Raw genomic sequence first — 26,083 nt, 5'->3', positions numbered from 1 at the left:
GCGGTAGCCCTTGCGTCAGATCAAGGTTGCGCGAGTCCCTGCTCGGCGATTCGTCGCAAGGGCTCGTCGGCCGGCGTCACCTCCAGGAGGCGGCGCCAATACCGCCGGGCCTGTTCATGCTCCCCCGCTTGCCATGCGGCGGCACCGGCCAGGGCCAGTGCCTTTGGGTGGCGATCATCCTGCGCGAGCGCCTGGGCCACAAGTTCAGCCGGTTCCCCTGCCAGCGACCCGGACTTTGCACTGCCCAGCAGGTCGGCCAGCTCGACGCGCCAACCCGCTGCCTCCGGCGCCGCTGCCGTGCCCAGCCGGGTCAGCGCCTGCCGATAGGCGGCAATGGCCTCGGCCTGCCGGCCCAGCACGGTGAGCGAGCGGCCGAGCATGGCCCATTCGGCCGGCTGGGCGCTGTCGGGCGCGGCGGCGATGCGGTCGGCCAGGCGCTGCACCATGGCCTCGGCCGGGTTGGGTGGTGGCGCCGGGTGCCAGCCGGCGACCGAGCCCTTCCAGGCATAGCCGGCCGCAGCCACCAGCACCACCACCCCCACTAAGCCCGCACGCCAGCGCCAGGGCAAGACCGGCACGGGTGCGGGGCGGGTGGCCAGCAAGGCAGCGGCTACCGACTGCGCCAGGGCGTCGCGCGCGGCGGGTGCGGCGTCATCAGGCAGGGCTGCCAACTCGGCGCGCAGGCGGCGCAGGGTGGCCAGGCCGGGGGCATTGAGAGGGTCATGCGTCATCGCGGGGCTCCTCATCAAACGCCTCGTCCGGCAGGTGCGCGCGCTGGCGCACCAGGCGCACCAACAGGCCCAGGCCCAGCACAAACAGCAGCGCTGGGCCAGCCCAGAGCAGCCAGGTCGAGGCCTTGAGCGGCGGCTTGTAGCGCACGAAGTCGCCATAGCGGTCGGTCAGGTGGGCCAGCACTTCGTCGTCGGTCTTGCCGGCGGCGATCAGCTCGCGCACCTGAACTTTCAGGTCCTGCGCCAGCGGCGCGGAGGACTCGGCCAGGGTCTGGTTCTGGCAGACCAGGCAGCGCAGCTCGTGCGCCAGATGTTTGGTGCGCGCCTCGATCTCGGCAGGGCTGGGCGCGGCCAGCGCGAGCGTGGCGCTGAAGCTGAGCAAAGCAAGCCATCGCTTCATGGCACCGCCCCTTTCAGCAAGGGCTCGATGCGCTGCGCGATGACCTCGGGCGTCAGTGGCCCCACGTGCTTGTAGGCGATGCGGCCGTCTCGGCCGATCACGAAGGTCTCGGGCACGCCATAGACGCCGTAGTCGATGCCCACGCGGCCATCGGCATCGACAACCACCGCCGTGTACGGGTCACCCAGCTCGCGCAGCCAGCGCTGGGCGGCGGCGGGCTCGTCCTTGTAGTTGAGGCCCACAAAGGCCACCTGCGGGTGCTGCTGGGCGAGCCGCGTCACCAGCGGGTGCTCTTCGCGGCAGGGCGCGCACCAGGACGCGAACACATTGAGCACGGCCACGCGGCCTTGCAGCGAGGCGGTGTCAAAGCTGCCGCCCTGCAGGAGTGGCCGCACGAAGGCCGGCGCGGGCTTGCCGATCAAGGGCGATGGCAACTCGTGCGGGTTGAGCTGCAAGCCACGTGCGAGGAAGAGTGCCAGCACGGCCAATGCGGCCAGGGGCAGCCAGAGCTTCCAGTGCTTCATGCGCCACCCCTCGTGCGGTAGCGCCGGTCGGTCGCGGACAGCAGGCCGCCCAAGGCCATCAGCACCACGCCGCCCCAGACCCAGGCCACATAGGGCTTGATCGCCAAGTGCACGATCCAGGCCCGGCCCTGCGGCGTGTCCACCGGCTCGGCCAACGAGACGTACACATCGCCACGCCAATCGCGCTCGATGGCGGACTCGGTCATGGGCATTTCGCTGCTCTCGTAGAGGCGTTTTTGCGGGCGCAGCACGGTGTCAGCCTGGCCGGGGCGCGACAACACTAGGCGGGCCTCAGCGGCGCGATAGTTGGGGCCGTCCACACTGCGCACGTCTTGCAGCTTGAGGCGCACGGAGCCGAGCGTCGCCACCTCGCCCGCGCGCAGCGGGGTGTCCAGCTCTTGCTGCTGGCTGCTGACGAGGGTGACGCCGATGACGAACACGCCCACGCCCGCATGCGCCAGCAGCATGGCGGCCACGCTGCGCGGCAAGGCCTGTGACTTGACGAGCCGCGCACCCAGGTCCGCAGCGGTGGTGGCCAGCACCCACCAGCCCATCAAGAGGCCCAGGGCCGTCATCACGCCCACGGTGCCTTCAGCCCAGCCGTGGCCCAGGGCCAGCAGGGGTGCGAGCGCCAGCGGCCAGCGCAGGGCGCGCAGCAGCGGGCCGGCTTCCGCCTCCCGCCAGCGCAGCACCGGGCCCACGCCCAGCAGCACAAGTACCGGCAGCATCAGCGGCACAAACACCGCCTCAAAGTACGGCGGCCCGACCGAGAGCTTCTGCCCCGTCAGTGCGTCCAGCAGCAGGGGGTAGAGCGTGCCCAGCAGTACCGCGCCACAGGCCGCCAGCAGCATGAAATTGTTGGCCAGCAGCGCGGTCTCTCGGCTCAAGAAGCTGAAGCGCGTGCCCAGCCCCAGCCGCCCGGCCCGCACGGCGTAGAGCGCCAAAGACGGCCCCACCACCGCCAGCAAGAAGCCCAGGATGAAGAGCCCGCGCTGCGGGTCGGTGGCAAACGCGTGGACCGAGCTGAGCACGCCCGAGCGGACCAGGAAGGTGCCCAGCAACGACAGCGAAAACGCCAGGATGGCGAGCAGCACCGTCCAGGCCTTGAAGGCGCCGCGCTTCTCCATCACCGCGAGCGAATGGATCAACGCCGTGCCGGCCAGCCAGGGCAGGAAGGAGGCGTTCTCCACCGGATCCCAGAACCACCAGCCGCCCCAGCCCAGCTCGCTGTAGGCCCACCAGCTGCCCAGCGCAATGCCCAACGACAGGGCAGCCCAGGCCGCCAGCGTCCAGGGCCGCGCGCGGCGCGCCCAGGGGCCGTCCACCTCGCCCGCCCACAGCGCCACGATGGCCAGCGCAAACGCCACCGCAAAACCCACATAGCCCATGTAGAGCAGCGGCGGGTGCATCACCATGCCAGGGTCCTGGAGCAGGGGGTTCAGGTCGCGCCCCTCGGGCAGCGCGGGCAGCACCCGCTCGAAGGGGTTGGAGGTGCAAAGCAGGAAGAGCAGAAAACCCGCCGCCAGCAGCCCCAGCACCGCCAGCACCCGCGCGCGCAGCACCAGCTGCCAGTCACGCGAGGCGCGGCGCAGCGCCAGCATCCAGCCGGCCAGCAGGGTGACCCACAGCAGCAGCGAGCCCTCATGCCCGCCCCACACCGCCGCTAGCTGGTAGGGCCAGGGCAAGGCGCTGTGCGAGTGCTGGGCCACGTAGGCCACCGAGAAGTCGGCACGCAGGAAGGAGGCACTCAAGGCCACATAGCCAGCCCCGATAAAGAGCGCCAGCCAGCCGGTCAGCGGCGCAGCCAGGCGCTCGCCAGGCTCGGGCCAGCGCCAGGGCAGCACGCCCAGCAGCAGCGCCACGCCAAGGGCCAGCCAGAGGGAGAAGTGGCCGAGTTCGGCGATCACCGTTTGCCCCCGGCTTTCATCGCAGCCGCAGCCTCGGGCGGCATGTAGTTCTCGTCGTGCTTGGCCAGCACCTCGCGGGCCATGAAGGTGGTTCCTTCGAGCTTGCCTTGCGCGACCACGCCCTTGCCCTCTTTGAAGAGGTCAGGCAGCGCGCCCCGGTAGCGCACGTTGATCTGCTGCGCGCCATCGGTGACGACAAAGCTGGACAGCACGCCCTCACGCTGCAAGCTGCCCGAGACCACCAGGCCACCGATGCGGAAGCTCTTGCCCTCAGGCGCCTCCTTGGCCGCCACCTGCGTGGGCGTGTAGAAGAAGACGAGGTTGCTGCGCATGGCATTGACGACGAGCGCGCCTATCACCGCCAGCAGCACGAGCACACCGCCCACCAGGGCCAGGCGTTTGTGGCGCAGCTTCATGCAGCGTCCTCCGCAGCTTCTTGGGCATCCGCCAAAGCACGGCGATGGCGGGCGCGCACCCACAGGGCCTCGGCGACCAAGCACAGCAGGCCGAAGGCGTAGGACGCCGTGAGAAAGAGTTCGTGGTCGGTCATCTCAAATCCCTCACCCAGGCCATGCCCGCCTCGCGCGCCAGGATGCCGGCCTGCGCGCGACGCAGCACCACGGCGAAGGCGTAGGCCCACAGCGCCAGCGTGCACAGCAGCAGCGCCTGCAGCATCTGCTCGGCCATGCGCGGCGCGGCCGTCATGCTGATGCTGGCACCCTGGTGCAGGGTGTTCCACCAGCGCACCGAGAAATAGATGACCGGCACATTGACCGCGCCCACCAGGGCCAGCAGCGCCCCGGCGGCATCGGCCCGCGCGGGCTCGTCAATCGCGTTGACCAGGCCCATGAAGCCGAGGTAGAGGAACAGCAGGATCAGCTCGGACGTGAGCCGCGCGTCCCACACCCACCAGGTGCCCCAGGTGGGTTGGCCCCACAGCGAGCCGGTGACCAGGGCCAGCAGCGTGAACAGCGCGCCCGTGGGCGCAATGGCCCGCGCCAGCACGCCGCCCATGCGCGCCTTGAAGGCCCAGCCCATCACCGCCCAGAAAGCCATGGCGAGGTAGAGCAGCATCGACAGCCAGGCGGCCGGCACGTGCAGGAAGAGGATGCGATAGACCTCGCCCTGCGTTGCATCAGTAGGCGCAACGACGAGGCCCAGGTAGAGGCCGGCTGCACCCAGCAGCAAGGTGGCGGCCCAAAGCCAGGGCATGGCGCGCTCACTCAGCGCATAAAAGCGCACGGGAGCGGCGAAGGTGTAGAGACGACTCATTGCACAGCGATTCTCAAAGCAGCCGCGGTGGCCAGCGGCAGCCCGGCCGCCGTGGCCAGCAGCAGCGCAGCCAGCAGCGACAAATGCCCGGCTACCTGCAACCCGGCCTGCTGCGCCGCCACGGCACCGCTGCCAAAGATCAGCACCGGCACCGCCAGCGGCAGCACGATCAAAAGGTTGAGCAGCGCGCCGCCCCGCAGCCCGAGCGTGAGCGCGGCGGCGAGGCTACCGAGCAAGCTCAGCACCGGGCTGCCCAGCAGCAGCGTGAGGAGCAGCAGGCCGAGGTCTGCGCCACCCAGCCCAAACATCAAGGCCAGCAGCGGCGCCACCACCAGCAGCGGCAGGCCATGCGTGAGCCAGTGCGACAGTGCCTTCACACCCGCGAGACGCCAGGCCGAATGCGGTGGCAGCAGCAGCTGGTCCAGCGAGCCGTCCTGCGCATCGGGCTCGAAGAGGCCGTGCAGCGACAACAAGCTGGCCAGCAGCGCGCAGACCCAGATCACACCCGGCGCCATCTCGCGCAGCCGCTCGGGCTCCGGGCCCACACCCAGCGGAAAAAGGCTGGCCGCCACCACGAAAAAGCCCAGCGGCAGCAAGGCGTCCATGGGCCGGCGCAGGGCCAGCAGCAGCTCGCGGCGCAGCAGGATCCAACTCATCCGAGCACCAGGTCCTCACCCCGCCGCACCCGCTCGGCCAGCGCTTGGCTGTGGCAGGTGAAGAGCACCGCGCCGCCCGCATCTGCATGCGCCTGCATCTGCGCACAGAGCAGGCTCACGCCCTCGTCGTCGAGCGCATCAAAGGGTTCGTCCAGCAGCCACACCGTGCCCACCGGCTGCGGCAAGGCCAGCACCGCCAAGGCCGCACGCCGCCGCTGCCCCTGGCTGAGGCTGCGCGCCGGGCGGCGCGCCCAAGCTTTGCCGCACCAGCGCTGCAGCGCTTGCTTCTGAGCATCCGACGACGCCGAGCTGCCCTGCCACTGCGCGGCAAATGCCAAATGTTCGGCCGGCGTCAGCGCATCCGGCACACCGGGCGCATGCCCGAGGTAACGCAAGGCGCCACGCTCGACACGCCCGCTCTCTGGCGAGCGCAAGCCGGCCAGGGTGCGCAGCAAGGTCGTCTTGCCACTGCCATTGGCGCCGCGCAGCCAGCGGCAGTCCTGGGGCTGCACTTGCAGGCTCAAGCCCTGCCACAAGGCCCGCCCGCCGCGTGATCCGCAGAGGGCGTGGGTCTGGAGCAAGGGCGGCGATGCCATGGGCGTGCAGTGTCTGTGCAAACCGCCGCCGATGACATTGCATTGGGTCAATACTCATTCGAGATGTAACCCAGCCTGCGGGAGGGCCATCAATCAGTGGCCCTGACTTGACTTGTCCAACTCCAGTGAGTCAACCGGAAGTACCAAGTACCCACGCTGCATGTCAATGCCAAACCAGCGCCAACGCGGATCGTCGAAATTGATTGCAGCGACGCTATCGACGTTGGTTGGAGCGAACTCGACCCCCTTCTGGTCGCCAAAACTCAGCGCAGTGGGAAGAAACCAAAAGAGCTTCAACCGACCGCACCTCAGCGAGTCGTGAGAAGGTCCGTAGGGAACGACCTTGCCCCACTGGAAATCGGTCCATTTGTCCAGGCGCTGTTGACGGACACGCCCTTCCTTCGCATCGAACACCTCCATCGTGGCTTCGACCTTTTCGCGGCCACGGTAGAAGGCCAGCGCCGAGTCAGCTGGCTTCACGACGCCCGAGGAAAGGAATCGAACTGCGCAACGCTGCGTGCCAGCGCGGACGAGCAACACTTTGCCAAGTGGCATATCGACGAAGTCCCAAGCAACACCCACAGAATCTTTGGTGATCGACTCAACATCAGCTGGCCTCCTTTCGAGGACCTGCTCAGCACCAGCTGAACTCACGAAAGCAGTCAACACAAAGACCGTGATTTCGAGACCCAGCACACCATTTCGAAAAATGCTCTTTGAATCCACGACAGCTCCCGTCTGACACCTGACCAGCCGCTAGTAAAGCGTCTGCTGTTGGCGCACCTCCAACCTTTCGTCATAGCCAGCGCCATCAAACCCTGCACTCAATGCCTGGAGCACGCTGCCGGTAGACGGCAGGCTGGCGCGCGCCACTTGTGCATCAGCACGCCAGAGCCCGCTACGTTTGGATGCACGCGCGCACTGGAAGAAGCACTTGCTGACCTGGATCACCAACACGCTGCGCGGCAGGCGGTCGCCATCCATGGCGAAGCGGGCGCACAAGGCGGGGTGGGCGCTGATGCGCGCACGGCCCTGCACGCGGATGGCCTCGCCCACGCCGGGGATCAGGAAGAGCAGCCCCAGCTCAGGGTCGGCCGCGAGGTTGCGCAGGGTGTCGATGCGGTTGTTGCCGCGCCGGTCAGGCAGCAGCAGGGTGCGGCCGTCGTCCACCACCTCGATGAGCTTGGCCGCGCCCGCGCCGCCGCGCGGCGAGAGGTCCAAGGCGCCGGTCTCGCTGTTGCGCGTGGCCAGCACACACCAGGGCGAGGCCTCGATGAAGGGCCGGTAGACCGGGTGGATGTGGTCGCACTCCTTGTCCAGCGTGGCCGCTGCGGCCGGGCGCTGAGGCGCGGGGTAGAGGGCGCGCAGCGCGTCAGGGCTGCACAGATCGTGGGTGGTGTCGTGCCAGGCGTCCATGGGCAGATTCTGGACGCTGCGTGTGACGGCTACGAGCGCGCGCGGTAGAACGTGATCGGCTCTGCCTTGAGCGCCTTCAGCACATGCTTTTGCATGCGGCCGACGACGTGCATCTCGCAGGGCTTGCAGTCGAAGCGCAGCTCGAAGCGGTCTTCGCCGTGCTGCAGGGTCATGGGCTCGGCGCGCACGGTGCCTTGCACGCCTGTGACGCCCTTGGCCTGCTTGGGGCAGAGGCTCAAACTGAAGCGCACGCAGTGCTTGGTGATCATCAGCGGCACGTCGCCGAGTTCCTCGTGGCTCTCGTAGGCGGCGCCAATGACCTTGACGCCGTGGCGCGCATAGAAGGCGGCCGCCTTGGCGTTGTAGATATTGGCCAGGTAGCTGAGCGTGTCTTCGGGGTAGGGCACGGGCGGCTTGACCGGCGTGGCGCGGGGCAGGCGCTGTAGCGCTGAGGCGCGCGCGGCTTCGAGCGCCGCAATGCCCTCGCGGCGCAGCGCGTTGAGCTTGCTGGCGGGGATGAAGAAGGGCTCGCGCCAGGCCGTGCGCACGCGGCGGGCTTCAAAAATCGTGTCGCCGAGCTTGGCCAGCGCGTCCTTGACCTGGGCGTCCGCCTGCTTGGCATCGCGCGCCGGCTCGTGGGCGAGCGGCAGGGGCACGCGGGCGCTGACGCCGGTTTCGTCCTTGAGCGTGAGTTCAAAGCCCTCGCGGGTCTGGGCCAGGGTGAGGTCCACGAGGATGCGGCGCTCGCTCGACGGCTTGGCCAGCAGGCGCTCCCAGGCCATGTCGCGGTTGCGGTTGATGGCGGTGCCGGGGAAGAGGTCCTTGAGGGCGCTGAAGGACTGGCCCTTGGACAGGTTGGGCTCGATGTGCCACCGTGTGCCGCCAAGGGGGGTAGCCACATTGACCGGCACGCCCTGCAACTCGCCCTGACGGTCCCACCAGGTGAGCGCGTCGCCGTTGTTGACCACACGGGTGGCGTCACCGGTGTCGAGGTCGAAGTCCTCGGGGCCGATGCGGCAGACGGTGCCGAGCGCCATGCCCGCATGCTTGGGCGAATCGAAGGCGCCAATGTCCTCTTTGCGGCCGTTCACAAAGTAGTCGGTGCCGCCGCGGTTGAAGCCTTGCTCGGGCTCGGGCGTGAACGTGAAACGGCAGTGACCGTCGCTGCTGGCGGCCAGCTCGGGGCGACGCTCGAACAGGGCGTCGAGCAGGCTGCGGTAATGGGCGGTGACGTTCTTGACCGTCGCCATGTCCTTGTAGCGGCCTTCGATCTTGAGGCTGCGGATGCCGGCATCGATCAGAGCTTCGAGGTTGGCGCTCTGGTCGTTGTCCTTGAGCGAGAGCACGTGCTTGTCGTGCGCCACGATGCGACCGGCAGCGTCGAGCACCGTGAAGGGCTGGCGGCACTCCTGGCTGCAAGAGCCCCGGTTGGCGCTGCGGCCCGTCATCGCGTGGCTGATGAAGCACTGGCCGCTGTAGGCCACGCACAGCGCGCCGTGGACGAAGAACTCCAGGTGCGCATCGGGCACCACGGCCTTGATGGCGCGGATCTGCTTCAGGTCCAGCTCGCGGGCCAGCACCATCTGACTGAAGCCGACGTCCTGCAGGAAGCGCGCTTTCTCGGGGGTGCGGATGTCGGTCTGCGTGCTGGCGTGCAGCTGGATGGGCGGCAGGTCCAGCTCCAGCAGGCCCATGTCCTGCACGATGAGCGCATCGGCGCCGGCCTCGTACAGCTCCCACGTCAGGGCACGGGCGCCCTCCAGCTCGTCGTCGCGCAGGATGGTGTTGAGCGTGACAAAGATGCGGCTGCCGTAGCGGTGCGCATGCGCGGCGAGGCGGGCGATGTCGGCCACCGAATTGCCGGCCTTGTCGCGGGCGCCAAAACGGTCGGCGCCGATGTAGACCGCATCGGCCCCGTGGTTGACGGCTTCGATGCCGATGTCGGCATCGCGGGCCGGGGCCAGGAGCTCGATGCGGGTCTTCATGCCAGGGTCACGCGGGCGAACTTGCGCTTGCCAACTTGGAGCACGTGCTGGCCGGCGTCGAGCTTCAAGGCCTTGTCGGACACGACCTCACCCCCGATGCGCACGCCGCCCTGCTCGATCATGCGCAGGCCTTCGCTCGTCGAAGCAACGAGGCCTGCGGCCTTGAGCACCTGGGCCACGCCCATGGGGGCGCCGCTGAGCGAGACCTCGGGGATCTCGTCGGGGATGCCGCCGCGGGCGCGGTTGTTGAAGTCGGCCTCGGCAGCCTCGGCGGCCGCTGCGCTGTGGAAGCGCGCGGTGATCTCCTTGGCCAGCATGACCTTGGTGTCCTTGGGGTTGCGGCCCCCAGCCACCTCGGCCTTGAGCGCCGCGATCTCGGCGATGGACTTGAAGGACAGCAGGTCGTACCACTTCCACATCTGCACGTCGCTGATCGAGAGGATCTTGGCGAACATGCTGTTGGGTGCTTCCGTGATGCCCACGTAGTTGTTCTTGGACTTGGACATCTTCTCGACGCCGTCCAGACCCTCCAGCAGCGGCATGGTCAGGATGCACTGGGGCTCCTGGCCGTACTCCTGCTGCAGGTGGCGCCCCATCAGCAGGTTGAACTTCTGGTCGGTGCCGCCCAGCTCCAGGTCGCTCTTGAGAGCGACCGAGTCATAGCCCTGCATCAGCGGGTAGAGGAACTCGTGGACGGAGATCGGCGTCTGGCTTTGGAAGCGCTTGGTGAAGTCGTCGCGCTCCAGCATGCGGGCCACGGTGTACTTGGCGGCCAGTTGGATCATGCCGGCCGAGCCCAGGGGCTCGCACCACTCGGAGTTGTAGCGAATCTCGGTGCGCGCGGGGTCGAGCACCAGCTTGGCCTGGGCGTAGTAGGTCTCGGCGTTGGCTTTGATCTGTTCCTTGGTCAGCGGCGGGCGGGTGGAGTTGCGGCCCGAGGGGTCGCCAATCAGGCTGGTGAAGTCGCCGATCAGGAAGATCACCTGGTGCCCCAGGTCCTGCAACTGGCGCATCTTGTTGAGCACCACGGTGTGGCCCAGGTGGATGTCGGGCGCCGTCGGGTCCAGGCCCAGCTTGATGCGCAGAGGCACACCGGTGGCGGCGGAACGCGCCAGCTTCTTGGTCCACTCGGCCTCGGGCAGCAGTTCTTCCACGCCCCGGCGCGTGACGGCCAGAGCCTCCAGGACGGCATCGGTGACGGGGTATTGCGGGCGGGCGGCGTCTTGGCTCATGGTGTTCAAGCAGTGCGCCGGGCCGGCAGGCGGGCGGCGGGCGGGCGGCGGTGAAGGGATTTCTCGGGGGCAGGCGGCGGCCAAAGTCGAAAAGGGCTCGGGTTTCCAGCCATGTCAGCGACCGGTCGCCCGGTAGAATTCCCTTTCCCTCTGGGCCAGCGCTGTAGCAATTTCGCTACACCCGCGGGCCGCGATTCTAGAGGAGCGCGCTCCGGCGCCGCTGGCCTTCCGGGCCACCCTGCAGTCCCGATTCCTTGCCTTTGACCCGACCCGTCTCTTGAGCCCTGTACTGCAACGACTGCAAACGGCGCTGAGCCAAGCCGAAGCCTTCGCGGCGCGTTACCCGCGCGCGCTGACGGGCGCTGTCGTCACGGCGTTGTCGGGCTTTGCGGTCACGGCCTTTGGCATTGCGCCGCTGGCGCCGGACGCCAGCAGCCTGCCCAAGCAGCAGATCGTCGAACAGCTGCCCAGCCTGGACGTCGAAGACCAACTGAACGAACTGGCTGCCCACGACCTCGCGCTGACCCGCGCTGAAGCGACCCGCAGCAGTGACACGCCGGACAGCCTGCTGCGCCGCGCGGGCGCGTTCGATCCCGATGCCGCCGCCTTCCTGCGCAAGGACCCGCTGGCCCGCCGCATCCTGCAAGGCCGCGCCGGCAAGATGGTCCACCTGACGGCCGACGCCTCCGGCCGCGTCGATCGCCTGGTGGCCCGCTTCCCGGCCGAGCGCAGTGAGCAACTGGGCACGCACTTCACGCGCCTGACGGTGGAGCGCGTGGGCAACAGCTTCCGCTCATCGCTGACCACCGCACCGCTCCAGGCCCAGGTGCGCTTTGGCAGCGGCAGCATCCGCACCTCGCTGTTCGCCGCGACCGACGACGCCAACATTCCCGACGCCATCGCCTCCCAGATGGCCGACATGTTCTCCGGCGACATCGACTTCCACCGCGAGCTGCGCAAGGGCGACCGCTTCTCGGTCGTCTTCGAGTCCATGACCGCCGACGGCGAGCCCATCACCTGGAACACGACGGACGGCGGCCCCAGCAGCAGCGGCGCCGGCCGCCTGATTGCCGGTGAATTCGTCAACAACGGCCGCACCTACTCGGCCGTCTGGTTCCGCGACGCGGTCACCGGCAAGGGCAGCTTCTACAGCCTTGACGGCACCAGCAAGCGCCGCGCCTTCCTGGCCAGCCCGATGGAGTTCTCGCGCATCACCTCCGGCTTTGCGATGCGCATGCACCCGATCCTGAACAGCTGGCGCCAGCACAACGGCGTGGACTACGGCGCCCCCTCCGGCACCGCCGTGCGCACGGTGGGCGACGGCGTGGTCGAGCAGGCGGGCTGGAACGCCGGCTTCGGCAACGTCGTCCAGATCCGCCACGCCGGAGGCCGCAGCACGGTCTACGCCCACCTCTCCAAGATCGACGTCAAGAAGGGTCAGCGCGTCGAGCAAGGCCAGTTGATCGGCAAGGTCGGCATGACCGGCTGGGCCACCGGCCCGCACCTGCACTTCGAGTTCCGCGTCAATGGCCGGCACATGGACCCGCGCGCCATCGCCAAGGCGTCCGAAGCCGTGGTGCTGCCGGCGCACGCCAAGGGCACCTTCCTCTCCACGGTGGCCAGCGTCAAGACGCAGCTGTCCGTGGCTGAGTCCATGGACGGCGTCAGCTCCGCCGAGTGAGCGCCAGCGCGCCAACACCCAGGCTTTACATCGGACTGATGTCCGGCACCTCGCTCGACGGCGTGGATGGTGTCGTCTTCGACGCCGAGCGCTTGGCCGTGCTGGCCCATGCCTACGCGCCCTTCCTGCCCGAGCTGCGTGACGACCTGCTGACCCTCAACACGCCGGGCCCCAACGAGTTGCACCGCGCCGCGCTGGCCGCGAGCGAGATCTCACGCAGCTATGCGGATGTCGTCCGGCAACTGCGCATGGCCCACCCCGACGTTGCCCTCGTTTGCGCACACGGCCAGACGGTGCGGCACCGCCCGGTCATGGGCTACACGCTGCAATTGCTCAATGGCGCGCTGCTGGCCGAGCTATGCGGGCTCGACGTGGTCTGCGACCTGCGCAGCCGCGATGTCGCGGCTGGCGGGCAAGGTGCGCCCTTGGTGCCGGCCTTCCACCGCGCGGTGTTTGGCCGACATGGTGAAGACGTTGCCGTGCTCAACCTTGGCGGCATCAGCAACCTGAGCCTGTTGCATGCCGACGGGCGCACCCTGGGTTTCGACACGGGGCCGGGCAATTGCCTGCTGGACGGCTGGATCCTGCGGCACCGAGGCGAGCGCTTTGACCGTGACGGTGCCTGGGGTGCACAAGGCCAGGTCCTGCCGGAGCTGCTGGACCGGCTTCTGGCCGACCGCTTCTTCCGGCTGCCGCCGCCCCGCAGCACCGGCCGCGACGTGTTCCATCTGGACTGGCTCGACGCCCACCTGTCACCCGGCCTCGACCCGCAAGACGTGCAGGCAACGCTGTGCGAACTGGCGGCGCGCTGTGTGACCGATGCGCTGCAGCAGCATCAGCCCGCACTGAGCCGGCTGGTTGTCTCCGGCGGTGGCGCGCGCAATGCAGCGCTGATGGCCCGATTCACGGCGCTGCTGCCCGGCGTCCAGGTGCAACCTAGCAGCGCCCTCGGGCTGCCGATTGACCAGGTGGAAGCCGCCGCTTTTGCCTGGCTCGGCCATCGCTTTGTCACCCGGCAACCGGGCAATCTGCCCGAGGTCACCGGGGCGGCTGGGCTGCGCCTGCTCGGCGCGCTCTACCCGGCCTGAAACGAATTCAGACGGAGAACGACGAGCCGCAGCCGCAGGTGGTGCTGGCGTTCGGGTTCTTGATCACGAACTGCGCGCCCTGCAGGTCTTCCTTGTAGTCGATCTCGGCGCCGACCAGGTACTGCAGGCTCATCGCGTCGATCAGCAGCGTCACGCCGTTCTTCATCATCTGCGTGTCGTCGTCGTTGACGGCCTCGTCAAAGGTGAAGCCGTACTGGAAGCCCGAGCACCCGCCGCCCTGCACGAAGACGCGCAGCTTCAGGTCCGGGTTGCCTTCCTCAGCGACCAGATCGCGCACCTTGTCGGCGGCGCTGTCGGTGAAGACCAGGGGCGCAGGGATGTCGGTGTTGGGGGTGTCCAGAACGGCACTCATGGCGATCTCGTAGTGAATGACTGGACGCGATTGTCCCTTTAAAGGATTCCACGCCGCGAACAGGGCCATGAAAAAGGCCGCTCGATGAGCGGCCTTTCCAGCAGGGCAAAGCGCCGATCAGCGCTTGCTGAACTGCTTCCGACGACGGGCGCCGTGCAAGCCGACCTTCTTACGCTCGACTTCACGCGCATCACGCGTGACGAAGCCGGCGCGGCTCAGTTCGGGCTTGAGGGCTGCGTCGTAGTCGATCAGCGCGCGGGTGATACCCAGGCGCACGGCGCCGGCTTGGCCGGACTCGCCGCCACCGTGCACGTTCACCTTGATGTCAAAGGCTTCGCCGTTGTTGGTCAGCAGCAAGGGCTGACGCGCCACCATGATGGACGTTTGACGACCGAAGTACTGCTCGATCGTGCGGCCGTTGATGGTGATCTGACCCGTGCCCTTCTTGATGAAGACGCGAGCGACCGACGACTTGCGGCGGCCAGTGCCGTAGTTCCAATTTCCGATCATGGCCGTTCCTTAGATCTCGAGAGCCTTGGGCTGCTGAGCGGTGTGCGGGTGCGAGGGACCTGCATAGACCTTCAGCTTCTTGACCATTGCGTAGCCGAGCGGGCCCTTGGGCAGCATGCCCTTGACGGCCTTCTCCAGGGCGCGGCCCGGATGCTTGGCTTGCATGTCCTTGAACTTCGTGGCGTAGATGCCGCCGGGGAAGCCGCTGTGACGGTAGTACACCTTGTCGGTGGCCTTGTTGCCGGTCACACGGAGCTTGTCGGCATTGACGACGACGATGAAGTCACCGGTATCGACGTGAGGCGTGTAGATGGCCTTGTGCTTGCCGCGCAAACGGAGTGCCACTTCGCTGGCAACACGTCCGAGCACCTTGTCGGTGGCGTCAATCACAAACCACTCGTGCGTCACCTCGGCCGGCTTGGCGCTGAAGGTCTTCATGAGTTGATCTCTTAAAACTGGCTGGTTGAATCCGTCGTTCGGTGCAGGCTTAGTGGCGCCGCCTCTCACGATCGTTCCTTCCCGCAGCCAAAGACGGGAAAAGCCCACTAGTGTAGCGGAACCGCCCCCAAGCGCCAAGCCAGGCCGTTCGGCGCCGGCGCACGCATGCTGGTGCCGCGCAATATTGCGAGTCGTGGGGGGATTTGCCGCTCTGGGCCCGCCCCATTCGGTCTCTCGGTCGAACAAATGCGAGACGATCCAGCCCATGCCCAAGCCTGACCCCGGCCAGCCCACGCCCTTCGACCCGGCTTTCGACCCGGACGGCAGCCTGGCCGATGCCCGGGCGTCCATGGCGCGCCTGTCCACCTGGGTGCCCATCCGGGCACTGAGCCGGCGCCACAAGGCCAGGGTCAGCCGCCATTTGCTGGCGCTGGACAGCCGCGACCGCTACCTGCGCTTTGGATTCGAGGCTTCAGACAGCGAGATTGCCGACTATGTGCGCCGCATCGACTTCGAGGCGGACGAGGTGCTGGGCATCTTCAACCACCGACTGGAACTGACCGGCCTGGCCCACTTGGCACCCTGCGGCCCGACGGTTGCAGACTTCGGCGTGTCAGTGCTTGCTCACGCCAGAGGCCACCGCCTGGGCCGCCGGTTGTTCGATGCGGCCAGCCTGCACGCACGCAATCGCGGCATCGACACCCTGATCATCCAGGCGCTGGCCATCAACCAGCCGATGCTGCGAATTGCACGCGCCGCCGGGGCCGAGATCGAATACTTCGGCGCCGATGCCGAGGCTCGCGTCCGGCTGCCAGCCGACAACGTCTCCAGCCATATTGCCCAGCTCGTCGAGCAAAACCTGGCCGAATGGGATTTGCAGATGAAGCAGCAGGCACGGCTGCTGGAAGCGTGGGCAGATACCTGGCGCCTGGGCCAGTAGCAACCCTGCCCCCTGCCTGGAGGTCCTCCTAGACCCCGGATCAGGTGAACCTCCAGAGGGCAAAGTTCGCCCACTCGGCTAAAGTGATATCCGTTACACGATGACACACATGCCCGAGTACGCGTTCAGCTGGATCGTCGTTCTCAGCCTTGCAGTGATTGCGCTATCAATCGCACTGGGCTGGTCGCTCTGGCGTGGGCGTCGCATGTCGGCAGCCCTGCCCGAGGAGCTGACGCTCGTCACGCGCCCGGTGTTCAGCAGCGAGGAGCGCCGGCTGCTGCGACTGCTGCGGGAGGCCCTGCCCCACCATGTGCTGCTCTCGCGTCTGCCGCTGGAGCGCTTTTGCCAACCCAGCGAGACCAAGCAGGCCCCGGTCTGGGCAGATGTCGTCGAAGGCCTGTTCGTCAGTTTCGCAATCTGCAGCGCCAATGGCCGCGTGCTGGTGGCCATCGATCTCGACACCGATCGCGGCCCCTCGCTGCAGCGACAGCAGCTCAAGCACGCCGCGCTGGATGCATGTCGCGTCCGCTACCTGCGGCTGGCAGCAGACCAACTGCCCTCGGTGAGCGAGCTGCAAGCGCTGGTGCCGCACGGCGCCGGTGGTGCGGCGCCGATGGCTGCCCCGACGATGGTGTCTGCGCCCGCCGTGGCCATGCCGCCGCCAGCGGTGGAGATGCCGGATGTAGCCCCGGCGCCCGTCATGTCCCCGATGCCGGCCGTGAGCACGCCCTACGGCAGCCCCTTCCCCTATGTCGGGCCTGAACGCCGCAGCCCGCGCTCACGCCAGGACGAACCCGCGCCAGGGCGCTCGTGGGACGACGTGCCCACGCTGCGCTCACCCTGGCCGGCCGAGCTCCCACGCCCAGGCAGCCACCCCCGCACGTCGCCGCGCCGACCGGCCATGCGCCCACGTTTTGGCACCCAGGTGCCGGCGGACGAGGAACTGTCGGAAGACATCGCGGGCATCGTGGTTGACGAGCCCGAATCACGCCCGGCCCACCAGGCAAGCTCGCGCTGGCGCCGTTGATGCGGGCCACGCCCGACCTCAGCTTCGGAGAGCTGACCCCCGAGTTCATGCTCGATGCGCTTGAAGCGGCCGGCTTGCGCCCGGACGGCCGCATGCTGCAGCTCAACTCCTTCGAGAACCGCGTGCTCCAGGTTCACCTGGAAGATGGCCAGGCAGTGGTCGCCAAGTTTTATCGGCCCGGCCGCTGGACAGACGCCCAGATCCTGGAAGAGCATGCCTTTGCAGCCGAACTGGCGGCGGCCGAGGTCCCGGTCGTCGCTCCCTGGTCGCTGCGCGACGAGTCGGGGCAGGCGGCGACGCTGGTGCACGTGGCCGGCCAGCGCCTGGCCGTGGCGCCGCGCCAAGGGGGCCGAGGGCCCGAGCTGGAGGACCCAGAGGTCCTGCGCTGGATTGGCCGACTGCTGGCGCGCCTGCATGAAGTCGGGCGCCGCCAAGCCTTCCGCCACCGCGTCGATTGGCACAGTGCCGGCCCGGCCTGTGCCGCACGCGACTGGCTGTTGGCGAACGATGCGCTACCGCCCGAGATCGCGCCGGCCTGGGCCGACGTCACGGCCCAGTGCATCGCCATGATCGAAGCGGCCTTTGCGTCGCTGCCCGACCTGCAGCTGTGCCGCCTGCATGGCGACTGCCACCCCGGCAACATCCTCTGGACGCCCGACGCAGGCCCGCACTTCGTGGACCTCGACGACGCGGTGAACGGCCCCGTCGTGCAGGACCTGTGGATGCTGCTGTCCGGCGACGCCGACCAGGCCAACCACCAACTGCGCGCCCTGCTTGAAGGGTACGAACAGATCGCCGACTTCGACGACCGCGAACTGCGTCTGATCGAGCCGCTGCGCACCCTGCGGATGATCCACTACAGCGCCTGGCTGGCCCGCCGCTGGGGCGACCCGGCGTTCCCGCTGGCCTTCCCCTGGTTCGGCACGGCCAACTACTGGATGGACCAGGTCAGCCTGCTGCGTGAACAGCTCACCGCGATGCAGCCCAAGGACGCTCAGCCGCAAGCCCCCCGACTGGACGACGAAGTGGACTTCGACGGCGACGGCTTCGCCTGAACCCACCCCCCATTCAAAGGGCAAAGCGCCTCACCCCCCTAGTTCTTGGTCGGTACCCCCCTCAGCCGAACTTGGGTGCACACGGACACTTCAAGTCCTTTGGTAACGATTGTTTGGGAGCGTTGCAATGAGCACCTTGCGTTCCGTACTGGCTGCGGCCGCCCTGGCCACTGCCAGCCTGACGGCCTCGGCCTACAACTCCGTGGTCGCCTTTGGTGACTCGCTGTCCGACAACGGCAATCTGTTGTCCGCCACCGGCGGCCTCATCCCCCTCACCGGTGCCTACTGGAATGGGCGCTTCAGCAATGGCAAAGTTGCCGTCGAGGTGCTCGCACAGCAACTCGGGGCCCCGCTGATTGACGTCGCTTTTGGCGGTGCTGGCACCGGGTTCAGCAACCCGCAATTCCCCGGCACGGCGCTAGAGCCCACGGGCATTCGCTCACAGGTGGCTGGCTATCTGTCCGCAACCGGGGGCCACGCTGACGCCAACAGCCTGTACTTCGTTTGGGGCGGGCCCAACGACTTCCTGGTCGCGCTCGACACGCCGTCGCCCAACTTCGGCAGCATCATCCTCGGTGGCGCACTCAACTTGGTGAGCTCGGTGGATCAGCTCTACAACGCTGGCGCACGCAGCTTCCTGTTGCCACTCATGCCTGACCTGGGGGCGACCCCTCGTGCACTTGCCCTGGACGCCTCGCTACCCGGCGCTTCGACCGGGCTGAGCTTCCTGAGCCTCGTGTTCAACAGCGCACTCTCCTCGGTCTACACAGCCTGGGGAGCGCAGCACCCCGACGCCCATCTCACGCTGTTCGACACCTTCACCCGTCAGCATGTGCTGCTGGCTGCAGCGTCAGGCCTCGGCATGGACATCACGACGCCCTGTTACACCGGTGGCCCCGCCACGCCGGGAACGCTGTGCGCCAATCCGAACCAGCATTTCTACTGGGACGACATCCACCCCTCAGCACTCGTGCACCAATCGCTGGGCTTGCAACTCGCTGCCGCCGTGCCTGAGCCCTCGACCTATGCACTGATGGCCCTGGGCCTGGTCGGCATCGCCGTGCGCCGCGCTCGTCAGCGGTCCGCCTGACGCGCCGCCTCGGGGCTCAAACACCCCAAGCAAAAAGGGCCGGCAATGCCGGCCCTTTGCATTGATGCGGCTGCTCAGGCCGTCAGCAGCGCATTGACACGGCGCACATAGGCAGCCGGGTCCTCCAGGTGGCCGCCTTCGGCCAGCACCGCCTGATCGAACAGCACCTGGGCCAGGTCGTCAAAGTGGTCGCTGCCGTCCAGGCGCTTGACGAGGGCGTGCTCGGGGTTGATTTCGAGCGTGGGCTTGGAGACCGGCGCTGACTGGCCGGCCTGCTTGAGCAACCGGGCCAGATGGCCGCTGACGTCGCCCTCTTCCACCACGATGCAGGCGGGTGAATCGACCAGGCGCGTGGTGACGCGCACGTCCTTGGCACGCTCGGCCAGAGTGGTCTTGAGGCGCTCCAGCAGGGGCTTGAACTGCTCGGCAGCTTCCTTGACCTTCTTCTTCTCTTCCTCGTCCTGCAGCTTGCCGAGGTCCACCGAGCCCTTGGCGACCGATTGCAGCGGCTTGCCTTCGAACTCGTAGAGGTGGCTGAGCATCCACTCGTCGACCCGGTCCACCAGCAGCAGCACCTCGATGCCCTTCTTGCGGAAGATCTCGAGCTGCGGGCTGTGCTTGGCGGCACTCAGTGAGTCGGCGGTGATGTAGTAGATGGCCTCCTGACCTTCCTTCATGCGGCCCAGGTAGTCGGCCAGGGACACGCCCTCGTCGGCCTGCGTCGACGCAAAGCGGAACAGCTTGGCCAGGCGCTCCTGGTTCTGGTGGTCCTCGCCGATGCCTTCCTTGAGCACCTGGCCGAAGTCCTTCCAGAAGTCGGCGTAGGTTTGCTTTTCGGCGGCGTCCTCGCTGTTGGCCAGGCTCTCCAGCATGCCCAGCACGCGCTTGGTCGAGCCCTCGCGGATGGCCTTCACGTCGCGGCTTTCCTGCAGCAGTTCGCGCGAGACATTGAGCGGCAGGTCAGCCGAGTCGATCACGCCCTTGACGAAGCGCAGATAGACCGGCATCAGGCTCTCGGCGTCGTCCATGATGAAGACGCGCTTGACGTAGAGCTTGACGCCGCCGCGCTTGTCGCGGTTCCACAAATCGAACGGCGCCTTCTTCGGGATGTAGAGCAGCTGGGTGTACTCACTGCGGCCCTCCACGCGGTTGTGCGTGTAGGCCAGCGGGGCCTCCGTGTCGTAGGAGATCTGCTTGTAGAACTCCTCGTACTGCTCGGGCGTGATCTCGCTCTTGCTGCGCGTCCACAGGGCCGAGGCCTTGTTGATGGGCTCCCACTCGTCGGTCACCACCTGCTTGGCGTTGTCGGCGTCCCAGGTCTCCTTGCGCATCAGGATGGGCAGGGAGATGTGGTCGGAGTACTTGCTGACCGTGCTCTTGACCCGCCAGGTCTTGAGGAACTCCTCCTCGCCCTCGCGCAGGTGCAGGATCACGTCGGTGCCACGACCGGCCTTGGTGATGGTCTCGATGTCGTACTCGCCGGTGCCTTCGCTGCTCCAGCGCACGCCTTCGCTCGCGGGCAGGCCAGCGCGGCGGGTCTCAACGGTGATGCGGTCGGCCACGATGAAGCCCGAGTAGAAGCCCACGCCGAACTGGCCGATCAGCTGGGCGTCCTTCTTCTGGTCGCCTTCGAGCTTGGCCATGAACTCGCGGGTGCCGCTCTTGGCGATGGTGCCCAGGTGCGCCGCCGCTTCCTCGGCGCTCATGCCGATGCCGTTGTCGCTGATGGTCAGGGTCTTGGCGTCCTCGTCGAAGCGGATGCGCACCTCAAGATTTGGCGCGTCCTCGTACAGGGCCGCGTTGTCGAGCGCCTCGAAGCGCAGCTTGTCGCAGGCGTCCGACGCGTTGGACACCAGCTCGCGCAGGAAGATCTCCTTGTTGGAGTAGAGCGAGTGGGTGACGAGGTGCAGGATCTGCTTGACTTCGGCCTGGAAGGCGTGGGTGTGCTTGGTCATGGCGGGTCAGAGAAAGGTCTGAAAGCGAAACGCGGCCCAGATGGGGCCGCGTGGTGGGGATTTCAAGAGCTGAAAGGCATCTCCGGGCTTGGGCGCCCCCGGGCCGAGCGCCGGGCCGCCCCAAGCCGGCCCGCACTGACGATGATCGCGGCTCGATGCCGCCATCATCGACGTCCCCACGGGGGACCGGCTGGATTCGCCCGCGTTCAGCGGGGCGAGACCAGACGAGGGGCGTCAGGTCAGCGCCGTGCCTTGACCGCCTCGGAGAGCACCTCCAGCGCCGCCAGCGAGTCATCCCAGCCCAGGCAGGCGTCGGTGATGCTCTTGCCGTAGGCCAACTTCGTCGGGTCGTCCTTGCCGGGGGTGAACTTCTGGGCACCGTCGTGCAGATGGCTTTCGACCATGACGCCGAAGATGCGGTCGCTGCCGGCCTTGAGCTGGGCGCCGATGTCGCGCGCCACCTCGAGCTGGCGCAGGTGCTGCTTGCTGCTGTTGGCGTGCGAGCAGTCCACCATCAGGCGGCCGGGCAGCTTGGCGGATTCCAAGTCGGCGCAGGCGGCCGCCACGCTGGCAGCGTCGTAGTTGGGGGCCTTGCCGCCGCGCAGGATGACGTGGCAGTCCTCATTGCCGCGGGTCTGGATGATCGAGACCTGGCCGTTCTTGTGGACCGACAGGAAGTGGTGGCCGCGCGCCGCTGCCTGAATGGCATCGGTGGCGATCTTGATGTTGCCGTCCGTGCCGTTCTTGAAGCCGATGGGCGCCGAGATGCCCGACGCCAGCTCGCGGTGCACCTGGCTCTCGGTCGTGCGCGCGCCGATGGCGCCCCAGGAGATCAGGTCGCCGATGTACTGGGGCGAGATCACGTCGAGGAATTCGCTGGCGGCCGGCATGCCGAGGCGGTTGATCTCCAGCAGCAAATGGCGCGCGATACGCAGGCCCTCGTCGATGCGGAAGGTCTCGTCCATGTAGGGGTCGTTGATCAGGCCCTTCCAGCCCACGGTGGTGCGGGGCTTCTCGAAGTAGACCCGCATCACGATCTCCAGCGTGTCGGCGTAGCGCTCGCGTTCCACCAGCAGGCGCTTGGCGTACTCCATCGCAGCGGCCGGGTCGTGGATGGAGCAGGGGCCGATGATGACCAGCAGCCGGTCGTCCTTGCCGTGCAGGATCTTGCGGATGCGCTTGCGCGTGTCGCCGATCAGGGCCTCGGTCTTGGTGCCGCTGATGGGGAAAAAGCGGATCAGGTGCTCCGGCGGCGGAAGCGGCGTGACGCTGGCGATGCGCTCGTCATCGGTCTTGCTGGTCTTGTCCTCCACCGCGTAGCGCGGCTGGGACTCGGGGCTGGAGACGGCTTTGGCATTCATCGGGGCACCTGGATGTGAAGGGTGGGGCTGGAAAAGAAAAAACCGCCGGGCTTTGAGGCCGGCGGTTTCTAGGAGTTTGGTTTGCGCTTACGCGTTCAAGTCTCCTGCGCCGGTGTGGGGCAGAACCAAAAGAACGCAAAAAAATAGACGGCGCGAGACATGGGGCTGGAATGTAGCACGGCAGTGCCGGGGCATGCCCTTCGCCGCCACGCATGGCTGGCCTCGCAGTGCGCGAGCCCCGGCGCGCAGCAACCCGCTCAATCGGCGGGCGCCCCCAGGCTCTGCCACCCCAGCCACCGGCCCGCGAGCTGGGCGTTGTGCCACAAGGCGCCATCAAGCCCCGGGGCCACCAGGTCGATGCGCCGGCTCGGCCAGGGCAGCGCAAAGCGCTCGGGCGTGCGGGGCGTCTCGATCTCAAAAGCGGCGGCCTTGCGCGCGGCCGCCGCCGGCGCGCCCGAGAACTCGCCGCCCAGCGTCCGCCAGTCCGACCATCCTGCCCCAGGCTTAAGGTGGCGCGCGCCGGCCAGCCCCGGGCCGCGCCCGTCCCAGCGCTTGTGGAACATCGCGCCGTCCCCGCCGCGCACGAACACGTCCAGCTCGTCGGCAGCGAATGAGCAAGCCGCTGGCGCCGAGGTGCAGACGCCCTCCAGCGACTCCCAGGCCGACCAGGCCTTGCCGTCCCACCACAGGTGCCACAGCGCCAGGTCAAAGCCCACGGCAAACACGTCGATGCGGTCCGGCCCCCAGCAGACCGCAGCCGGCGCGGAGACGAGGTGACCGCCCAGCGGCTCCGGCCCGGACCAGCCCTGCCCGTCGCTCCACCAATGCCACAGCTGCCGGTCAGCGCCGCGCGCAAACACATCGCGCCGCGCGCCGCCCCAGGACACCAGCGCGGGCGCCGCGGCGCTCTGGTTGGCGCCCTGGGCCACCAACAGCGAGCCCGTCATGCGCCCTTGCTGCGCCTGCACGCCCTCGAAGCTGCCGTTGGGGTCCAGCGCCAGCAGCTCAAAGCCGTCGGGCGTGGCCAGGGCCGCCGGGCAGGAGGCTGCAAAGCGCCCGAGCCGCAGCCAGTTGCGCACCACGCCCAGGGTGATGGGCAGTTGCGCCAGCTCCTGGCCGGGCGTGCGGGTGAAGACATCAAGCCGCTCATCGCCCACCGCAAGCCCGGCGCCCGCCAACGCCATGGCGGCCGGCGCAGCGCGCCAGTTCAGCCGGACCTCCACCGCCCCGGCGTAGCCGCCCCCCAAGCCAGAGAACTGCACGGGCTCCAGGCCCACACGGTCTTCAAACGGGCTGTCGGCCGAGATGGCGATGGACCAGGGCCGCAGCTGGTCGTCCTGCCACCAGTCCTTGAGCAGGGTGATCACATGGCCGATGGACTCGCCAAGGATGTAGCCGATCAGCGCACCAAAGGCGCCGCCCGCCAAGCTCCCGATCGCGCCGCCAACGGTTGTGGCCACACCGGCCGACACGAGCTCTTTCACCCGATCGACGATGGCGGTCTTGAGCCGCTCCAGCAGATCCGCGAGGAACTCCGGGAAGCCGCCGTTGTCCACCTCGTTGACGACGAGCACCAGGCTCCAGCGCTGGGGCAGGCCCCAGGCGGCATTGCTGGCGCTGCTGGCCAGAGCCCAGCCAGTGCCGCCGTTGTTCTTGATCACGCCCGCATGGAAGTCGCCCAGATCCAGCAGCGGCAAGCGGGTCACCACCCCCAGCGGGTCGACGAGCACGCCCGAGAGCTGGATTTCGTCATCGCCCGCCCCCGCCGTGGCGCGCCGGCAGGCCAGGTGGGTCAGCGTGAGTTGCAGCGACGCATCCAGCAGCGGCTCGACCTCTACGGCTGGGCGGCTGAAGAGCTGCTGCGTCACCGGCAGGGCGGGCGGCAACGCCAGCGGCGCGCGCGCCTGGACCAGGCGGCGGCCGGCAGCGAGGCTGGCGCGCAAGCCGAACGGGTCGCTCTCGGCGGGGGCCGTGTCGCCGGGCGTCGCCGCAGCGTCGATGAGGGTGCGCATCTCAGCCACCACACGCCGGACCAGCGCATTAGCGTCCGCGTTGTGGCCTGAAAGCAGGCTCTTTTCAGACATGGCCACAGCCATGCTCAGGGGGGATTGCATCGGTGCCTCCGGAAGGTTGCCAGCGCCTGCGCGCGTCAACGACGCACGCCAGGCCTGACACACCAACGCCAGAGGCCTATGAATCCGGACTTATCAGCCTAGGGGGAGGCGAACCGCACTCAGGCCGTGCCGCCCACCGTCAAGCCGTCGATGCGCAGCGTGGGCTGGCCCACGCCCACGGGCACGCTTTGGCCCTCTTTGCCGCAGACGCCGACGCCGGAGTCCAGCGCCATGTCGTTGCCGATCATGCTGACGCGGGTCAGCGCGTCGGGGCCGTTGCCGATGATGGTGGCGCCCTTGACCGGGTACTGGATCTTGCCCTTTTCGACCCAGAAGGCCTGGCTGGCCGAGAACACGAACTTGCCGCTGGTGATGTCCACCTGGCCGCCGCCGAAGTTGGTGGCGTAGAGGCCGCGGTCGATGGAGGCGATGATTTCCTGCGGGTCGTCCTTGCCGCCCAGCATGTAGGTATTGGTCATGCGCGGCATGGGGATGTGGGCATAGCTCTCGCGGCGGCCGTTGCCGGTGGGCGAGGTCTTCATCAGGCGCGCGTTCATCGCGTCCTGGATATAGCCCTTGAGGATGCCGTCCTCGATCAGCACATTGCGCTGGCTGGCGGCGCCCTCGTCGTCCACATTGAGCGAACCCCGGCGGTCGGGGATGGTGCCGTCGTCCAGCACCGTGACGCCCTTGGCCGCCACGCGCTGGCCCATACGGCCGGCGAAGGTGCTGGAGCCCTTGCGGTTGAAGTCGCCCTCCAGACCATGGCCCACGGCCTCATGCAGCAGCACGCCCGGCCAGCCCGGGCCCAGCACCACGACCATCTCGCCGGCTGGGGCCGGGCGGCTCTCCAGATTGGTCAGGGCCGCCTTGACGGCCTCGTCCACATAGCTGGCCAGCATGGCTTCGGTGAAGTAGGCCAGGCCAAAGCGCCCACCGCCGCCGCTGGAGCCCACCTCGCGCCGGCCATTGCTCTCGGCGATGACGGTGAGCGAGAGCCGCACCAGTGGCCGCACGTCGGCCGCCAGCGTGCCGTCAGCCCGGGCGATGAGCACCACCTCGTGCTCGGCGGCGAGGCCGGCCATCACCTGGACGATGCGCGGGTCCTTGGCACGGGCCAGGCGCTCGACGCGCTCCAGCAGCGCGACCTTGGAGACGCTGTCGAGACTGAGGATGGGGTCGGCCAGGCCGTACAGCTCGCGGCTGCCGGCCACGCGGGGCTCGACCGGCACCTTGACCCGCCGGCTCTGCCCGGCGGCAGCGATGGTGCGCACGGTGCGCGCGGCGTCCAGCAGCGCAGCCTCCGAGATGTCGTCCGAGTAGGCAAAAGCCGTCTTCTCGCCGGCCACGGCGCGCACGCCCACGCCTTGGTCGATGCTGAAGGAGCCGCTCTTGACGATGCCCTCCTCCAGGCTCCAGCCCTCGGAGCGCGTGGTCTGGAAGTAGAGGTCGGCGTCGTCCACCCGGTGCTCGGTGATCAGGCGCAGCGCCTGCGCCAGCGCGGACTCGGTCAGGCCGAAAGGCTCCAGCAGCGCGGCACGCGCGGTGGCAAGGCGGGCAAGGGTGGGTTCGACGGCAATCATTGTGGGATTCTAGGAGTCGGTCGGGCTTTGGGCCGGGGGCGCGTTGGGCCTGCAAGGGGACTCAGCCGAGGCGCAAAGCACAGCTGGGCTCAATGCCCAGCGCGCATTTGCAACGAAGGATCAGCCCCCTTACAGGCCCAACCCGAAGG

The 26,083-nt window shown here is 68.1% G+C and carries 26 protein-coding genes; 6 read left to right on the top strand and 20 right to left on the bottom strand.

Features of this window, described 5'->3' with window-relative positions; all coding sequences use genetic code 11:
- Positions 1 to 20: 20 nt before the first annotated feature.
- The 13 genes from ABDJ85_RS17015 to tyrS all read right to left on the bottom strand — a co-directional run bounded on the left by ABDJ85_RS17015 (position 21) and on the right by tyrS (position 10,719).
- Positions 21 to 731 carry a tetratricopeptide repeat protein gene (locus ABDJ85_RS17015; RefSeq protein ID WP_347705992.1) on the bottom strand — a complete coding sequence of 237 codons (711 nt, stop codon included), beginning with the start codon at positions 729 to 731 and terminating at the stop codon, positions 21 to 23.
- Entirely contained in the window at positions 721 to 1,131 is a 411-nt protein-coding gene (locus tag ABDJ85_RS17010; RefSeq protein WP_347705991.1) for a cytochrome c-type biogenesis protein, read from the bottom strand. The genes ABDJ85_RS17015 and ABDJ85_RS17010 overlap by 11 nt, the downstream gene beginning before the upstream one ends.
- Entirely contained in the window at positions 1,128 to 1,655 is a 528-nt protein-coding gene (locus ABDJ85_RS17005; RefSeq protein ID WP_347705990.1) for a DsbE family thiol:disulfide interchange protein, read from the bottom strand. Before ABDJ85_RS17005 ends, ABDJ85_RS17010 begins: the two co-directional genes overlap by 4 nt.
- A complete protein-coding gene (locus ABDJ85_RS17000; protein WP_347705989.1) occupies positions 1,652 to 3,562 on the bottom strand; it encodes a heme lyase CcmF/NrfE family subunit in 1,911 nt (636 codons plus the stop codon). The genes ABDJ85_RS17005 and ABDJ85_RS17000 overlap by 4 nt, the downstream gene beginning before the upstream one ends.
- Entirely contained in the window at positions 3,559 to 3,978 is a 420-nt protein-coding gene (ccmE, locus tag ABDJ85_RS16995) for a cytochrome c maturation protein CcmE (protein WP_347705988.1), read from the bottom strand. Before ccmE ends, ABDJ85_RS17000 begins: the two co-directional genes overlap by 4 nt.
- Complete coding sequence (gene ccmD, locus ABDJ85_RS16990) at positions 3,975 to 4,112, bottom strand: heme exporter protein CcmD (protein WP_347705987.1); 138 nt, start codon at positions 4,110 to 4,112, stop codon at positions 3,975 to 3,977. Before ccmD ends, ccmE begins: the two co-directional genes overlap by 4 nt.
- On the bottom strand, positions 4,109 to 4,834 hold the full coding sequence (gene ccmC / locus ABDJ85_RS16985) for a heme ABC transporter permease CcmC (protein ID WP_347705986.1): 726 nt from the start codon (positions 4,832 to 4,834) through the stop codon (positions 4,109 to 4,111). The genes ccmD and ccmC overlap by 4 nt, the downstream gene beginning before the upstream one ends.
- A complete protein-coding gene (gene ccmB / locus ABDJ85_RS16980; RefSeq protein ID WP_347705985.1) occupies positions 4,831 to 5,490 on the bottom strand; it encodes a heme exporter protein CcmB in 660 nt (219 codons plus the stop codon). The genes ccmC and ccmB overlap by 4 nt, the downstream gene beginning before the upstream one ends.
- Positions 5,487 to 6,086, bottom strand: a complete 600-nt coding sequence (gene ccmA / locus ABDJ85_RS16975; protein ID WP_347705984.1) for a heme ABC exporter ATP-binding protein CcmA — start codon at positions 6,084 to 6,086, stop codon at positions 5,487 to 5,489. The genes ccmB and ccmA overlap by 4 nt, the downstream gene beginning before the upstream one ends.
- Before the next feature lie 93 nt (positions 6,087 to 6,179).
- Entirely contained in the window at positions 6,180 to 6,812 is a 633-nt protein-coding gene (locus ABDJ85_RS16970; RefSeq protein ID WP_347705983.1) for a hypothetical protein, read from the bottom strand.
- Between the two features lie 30 nt (positions 6,813 to 6,842).
- Positions 6,843 to 7,502 carry an MSMEG_1061 family FMN-dependent PPOX-type flavoprotein gene (locus tag ABDJ85_RS16965; protein ID WP_347705982.1) on the bottom strand — a complete coding sequence of 220 codons (660 nt, stop codon included), beginning with the start codon at positions 7,500 to 7,502 and terminating at the stop codon, positions 6,843 to 6,845.
- 29 nt (positions 7,503 to 7,531) lie between these two features.
- Entirely contained in the window at positions 7,532 to 9,487 is a 1,956-nt protein-coding gene (locus ABDJ85_RS16960; protein WP_347705981.1) for a peptidase U32 family protein, read from the bottom strand.
- Positions 9,484 to 10,719 carry a tyrosine--tRNA ligase gene (tyrS, locus tag ABDJ85_RS16955; RefSeq protein ID WP_347705980.1) on the bottom strand — a complete coding sequence of 412 codons (1,236 nt, stop codon included), beginning with the start codon at positions 10,717 to 10,719 and terminating at the stop codon, positions 9,484 to 9,486. The genes ABDJ85_RS16960 and tyrS overlap by 4 nt, the downstream gene beginning before the upstream one ends.
- Before the next feature lie 277 nt (positions 10,720 to 10,996).
- Between tyrS and ABDJ85_RS16950 the strand changes: the two genes are divergently transcribed.
- Together ABDJ85_RS16950 and ABDJ85_RS16945 are read left to right on the top strand one after the other, a co-directional pair.
- Positions 10,997 to 12,400, top strand: a complete 1,404-nt coding sequence (locus tag ABDJ85_RS16950) for a M23 family metallopeptidase (RefSeq protein WP_347705979.1) — start codon at positions 10,997 to 10,999, stop codon at positions 12,398 to 12,400.
- A complete protein-coding gene (locus tag ABDJ85_RS16945; protein ID WP_347705978.1) occupies positions 12,397 to 13,488 on the top strand; it encodes an anhydro-N-acetylmuramic acid kinase in 1,092 nt (363 codons plus the stop codon). The genes ABDJ85_RS16950 and ABDJ85_RS16945 overlap by 4 nt, the downstream gene beginning before the upstream one ends.
- Positions 13,489 to 13,495: 7 nt before the next feature.
- Here ABDJ85_RS16945 and erpA read toward each other — a convergent pair whose 3' ends face one another.
- The 3 genes from erpA to rplM all read right to left on the bottom strand — a co-directional run bounded on the left by erpA (position 13,496) and on the right by rplM (position 14,809).
- On the bottom strand, positions 13,496 to 13,861 hold the full coding sequence (erpA, locus tag ABDJ85_RS16940; protein WP_347705977.1) for an iron-sulfur cluster insertion protein ErpA: 366 nt from the start codon (positions 13,859 to 13,861) through the stop codon (positions 13,496 to 13,498).
- 117 nt (positions 13,862 to 13,978) lie between these two features.
- Positions 13,979 to 14,371, bottom strand: coding sequence for a 30S ribosomal protein S9 (rpsI, locus tag ABDJ85_RS16935; protein ID WP_347705976.1), 393 nt, complete (start codon positions 14,369 to 14,371; stop codon positions 13,979 to 13,981).
- A 9-nt stretch (positions 14,372 to 14,380) separates the two neighbouring features.
- Positions 14,381 to 14,809, bottom strand: a complete 429-nt coding sequence (rplM, locus tag ABDJ85_RS16930; protein ID WP_233391566.1) for a 50S ribosomal protein L13 — start codon at positions 14,807 to 14,809, stop codon at positions 14,381 to 14,383.
- A gap of 265 nt (positions 14,810 to 15,074) precedes the next feature.
- Here rplM and ABDJ85_RS16925 point away from each other — a divergent pair, with 265 nt between their 5' ends.
- From ABDJ85_RS16925 to ABDJ85_RS16910, 4 genes are all read left to right on the top strand, one after another.
- Positions 15,075 to 15,749, top strand: coding sequence for a GNAT family N-acetyltransferase (locus ABDJ85_RS16925; RefSeq protein WP_347705975.1), 675 nt, complete (start codon positions 15,075 to 15,077; stop codon positions 15,747 to 15,749).
- Positions 15,750 to 15,858: 109 nt separating this feature from the next.
- A complete protein-coding gene (locus ABDJ85_RS16920; protein WP_347705974.1) occupies positions 15,859 to 16,776 on the top strand; it encodes a DUF2726 domain-containing protein in 918 nt (305 codons plus the stop codon).
- Positions 16,776 to 17,831: a serine/threonine protein kinase gene (locus tag ABDJ85_RS16915; protein ID WP_347705973.1), complete on the top strand. Its 1,056-nt coding sequence runs from the start codon at positions 16,776 to 16,778 to the stop codon at positions 17,829 to 17,831. The genes ABDJ85_RS16920 and ABDJ85_RS16915 overlap by 1 nt, the downstream gene beginning before the upstream one ends.
- 127 nt (positions 17,832 to 17,958) lie before the next feature.
- Positions 17,959 to 18,921: an SGNH/GDSL hydrolase family protein gene (locus ABDJ85_RS16910; protein WP_347705972.1), complete on the top strand. Its 963-nt coding sequence runs from the start codon at positions 17,959 to 17,961 to the stop codon at positions 18,919 to 18,921.
- A gap of 74 nt (positions 18,922 to 18,995) precedes the next feature.
- Here ABDJ85_RS16910 and htpG read toward each other — a convergent pair whose 3' ends face one another.
- The 4 genes from htpG to tldD form a co-directional block, all read right to left on the bottom strand.
- On the bottom strand, positions 18,996 to 20,876 hold the full coding sequence (gene htpG / locus ABDJ85_RS16905; RefSeq protein ID WP_347705971.1) for a molecular chaperone HtpG: 1,881 nt from the start codon (positions 20,874 to 20,876) through the stop codon (positions 18,996 to 18,998).
- A 239-nt stretch (positions 20,877 to 21,115) separates the two neighbouring features.
- Complete coding sequence (locus tag ABDJ85_RS16900; protein WP_347705970.1) at positions 21,116 to 22,237, bottom strand: 3-deoxy-7-phosphoheptulonate synthase; 1,122 nt, start codon at positions 22,235 to 22,237, stop codon at positions 21,116 to 21,118.
- 257 nt (positions 22,238 to 22,494) lie between these two features.
- The gene (locus tag ABDJ85_RS16895; RefSeq protein ID WP_347705969.1) at positions 22,495 to 24,351 is read right to left on the bottom strand and encodes a DUF8189 domain-containing protein; all 1,857 of its coding nucleotides are present in this window, start codon (positions 24,349 to 24,351) and stop codon (positions 22,495 to 22,497) included.
- 119 nt (positions 24,352 to 24,470) lie between these two features.
- The gene (gene tldD / locus ABDJ85_RS16890; protein WP_347705968.1) at positions 24,471 to 25,934 is read right to left on the bottom strand and encodes a metalloprotease TldD; all 1,464 of its coding nucleotides are present in this window, start codon (positions 25,932 to 25,934) and stop codon (positions 24,471 to 24,473) included.
- Between the last annotated feature and the right edge of the window lie 149 nt (positions 25,935 to 26,083).

The organism is Roseateles paludis, from assembly GCF_039872745.1.
GTDB classification, from domain to species: domain Bacteria; phylum Pseudomonadota; class Gammaproteobacteria; order Burkholderiales; family Burkholderiaceae_C; genus Pelomonas; species Pelomonas paludis.
This window is presented reverse-complemented; position numbering and strand designations above follow the sequence as displayed.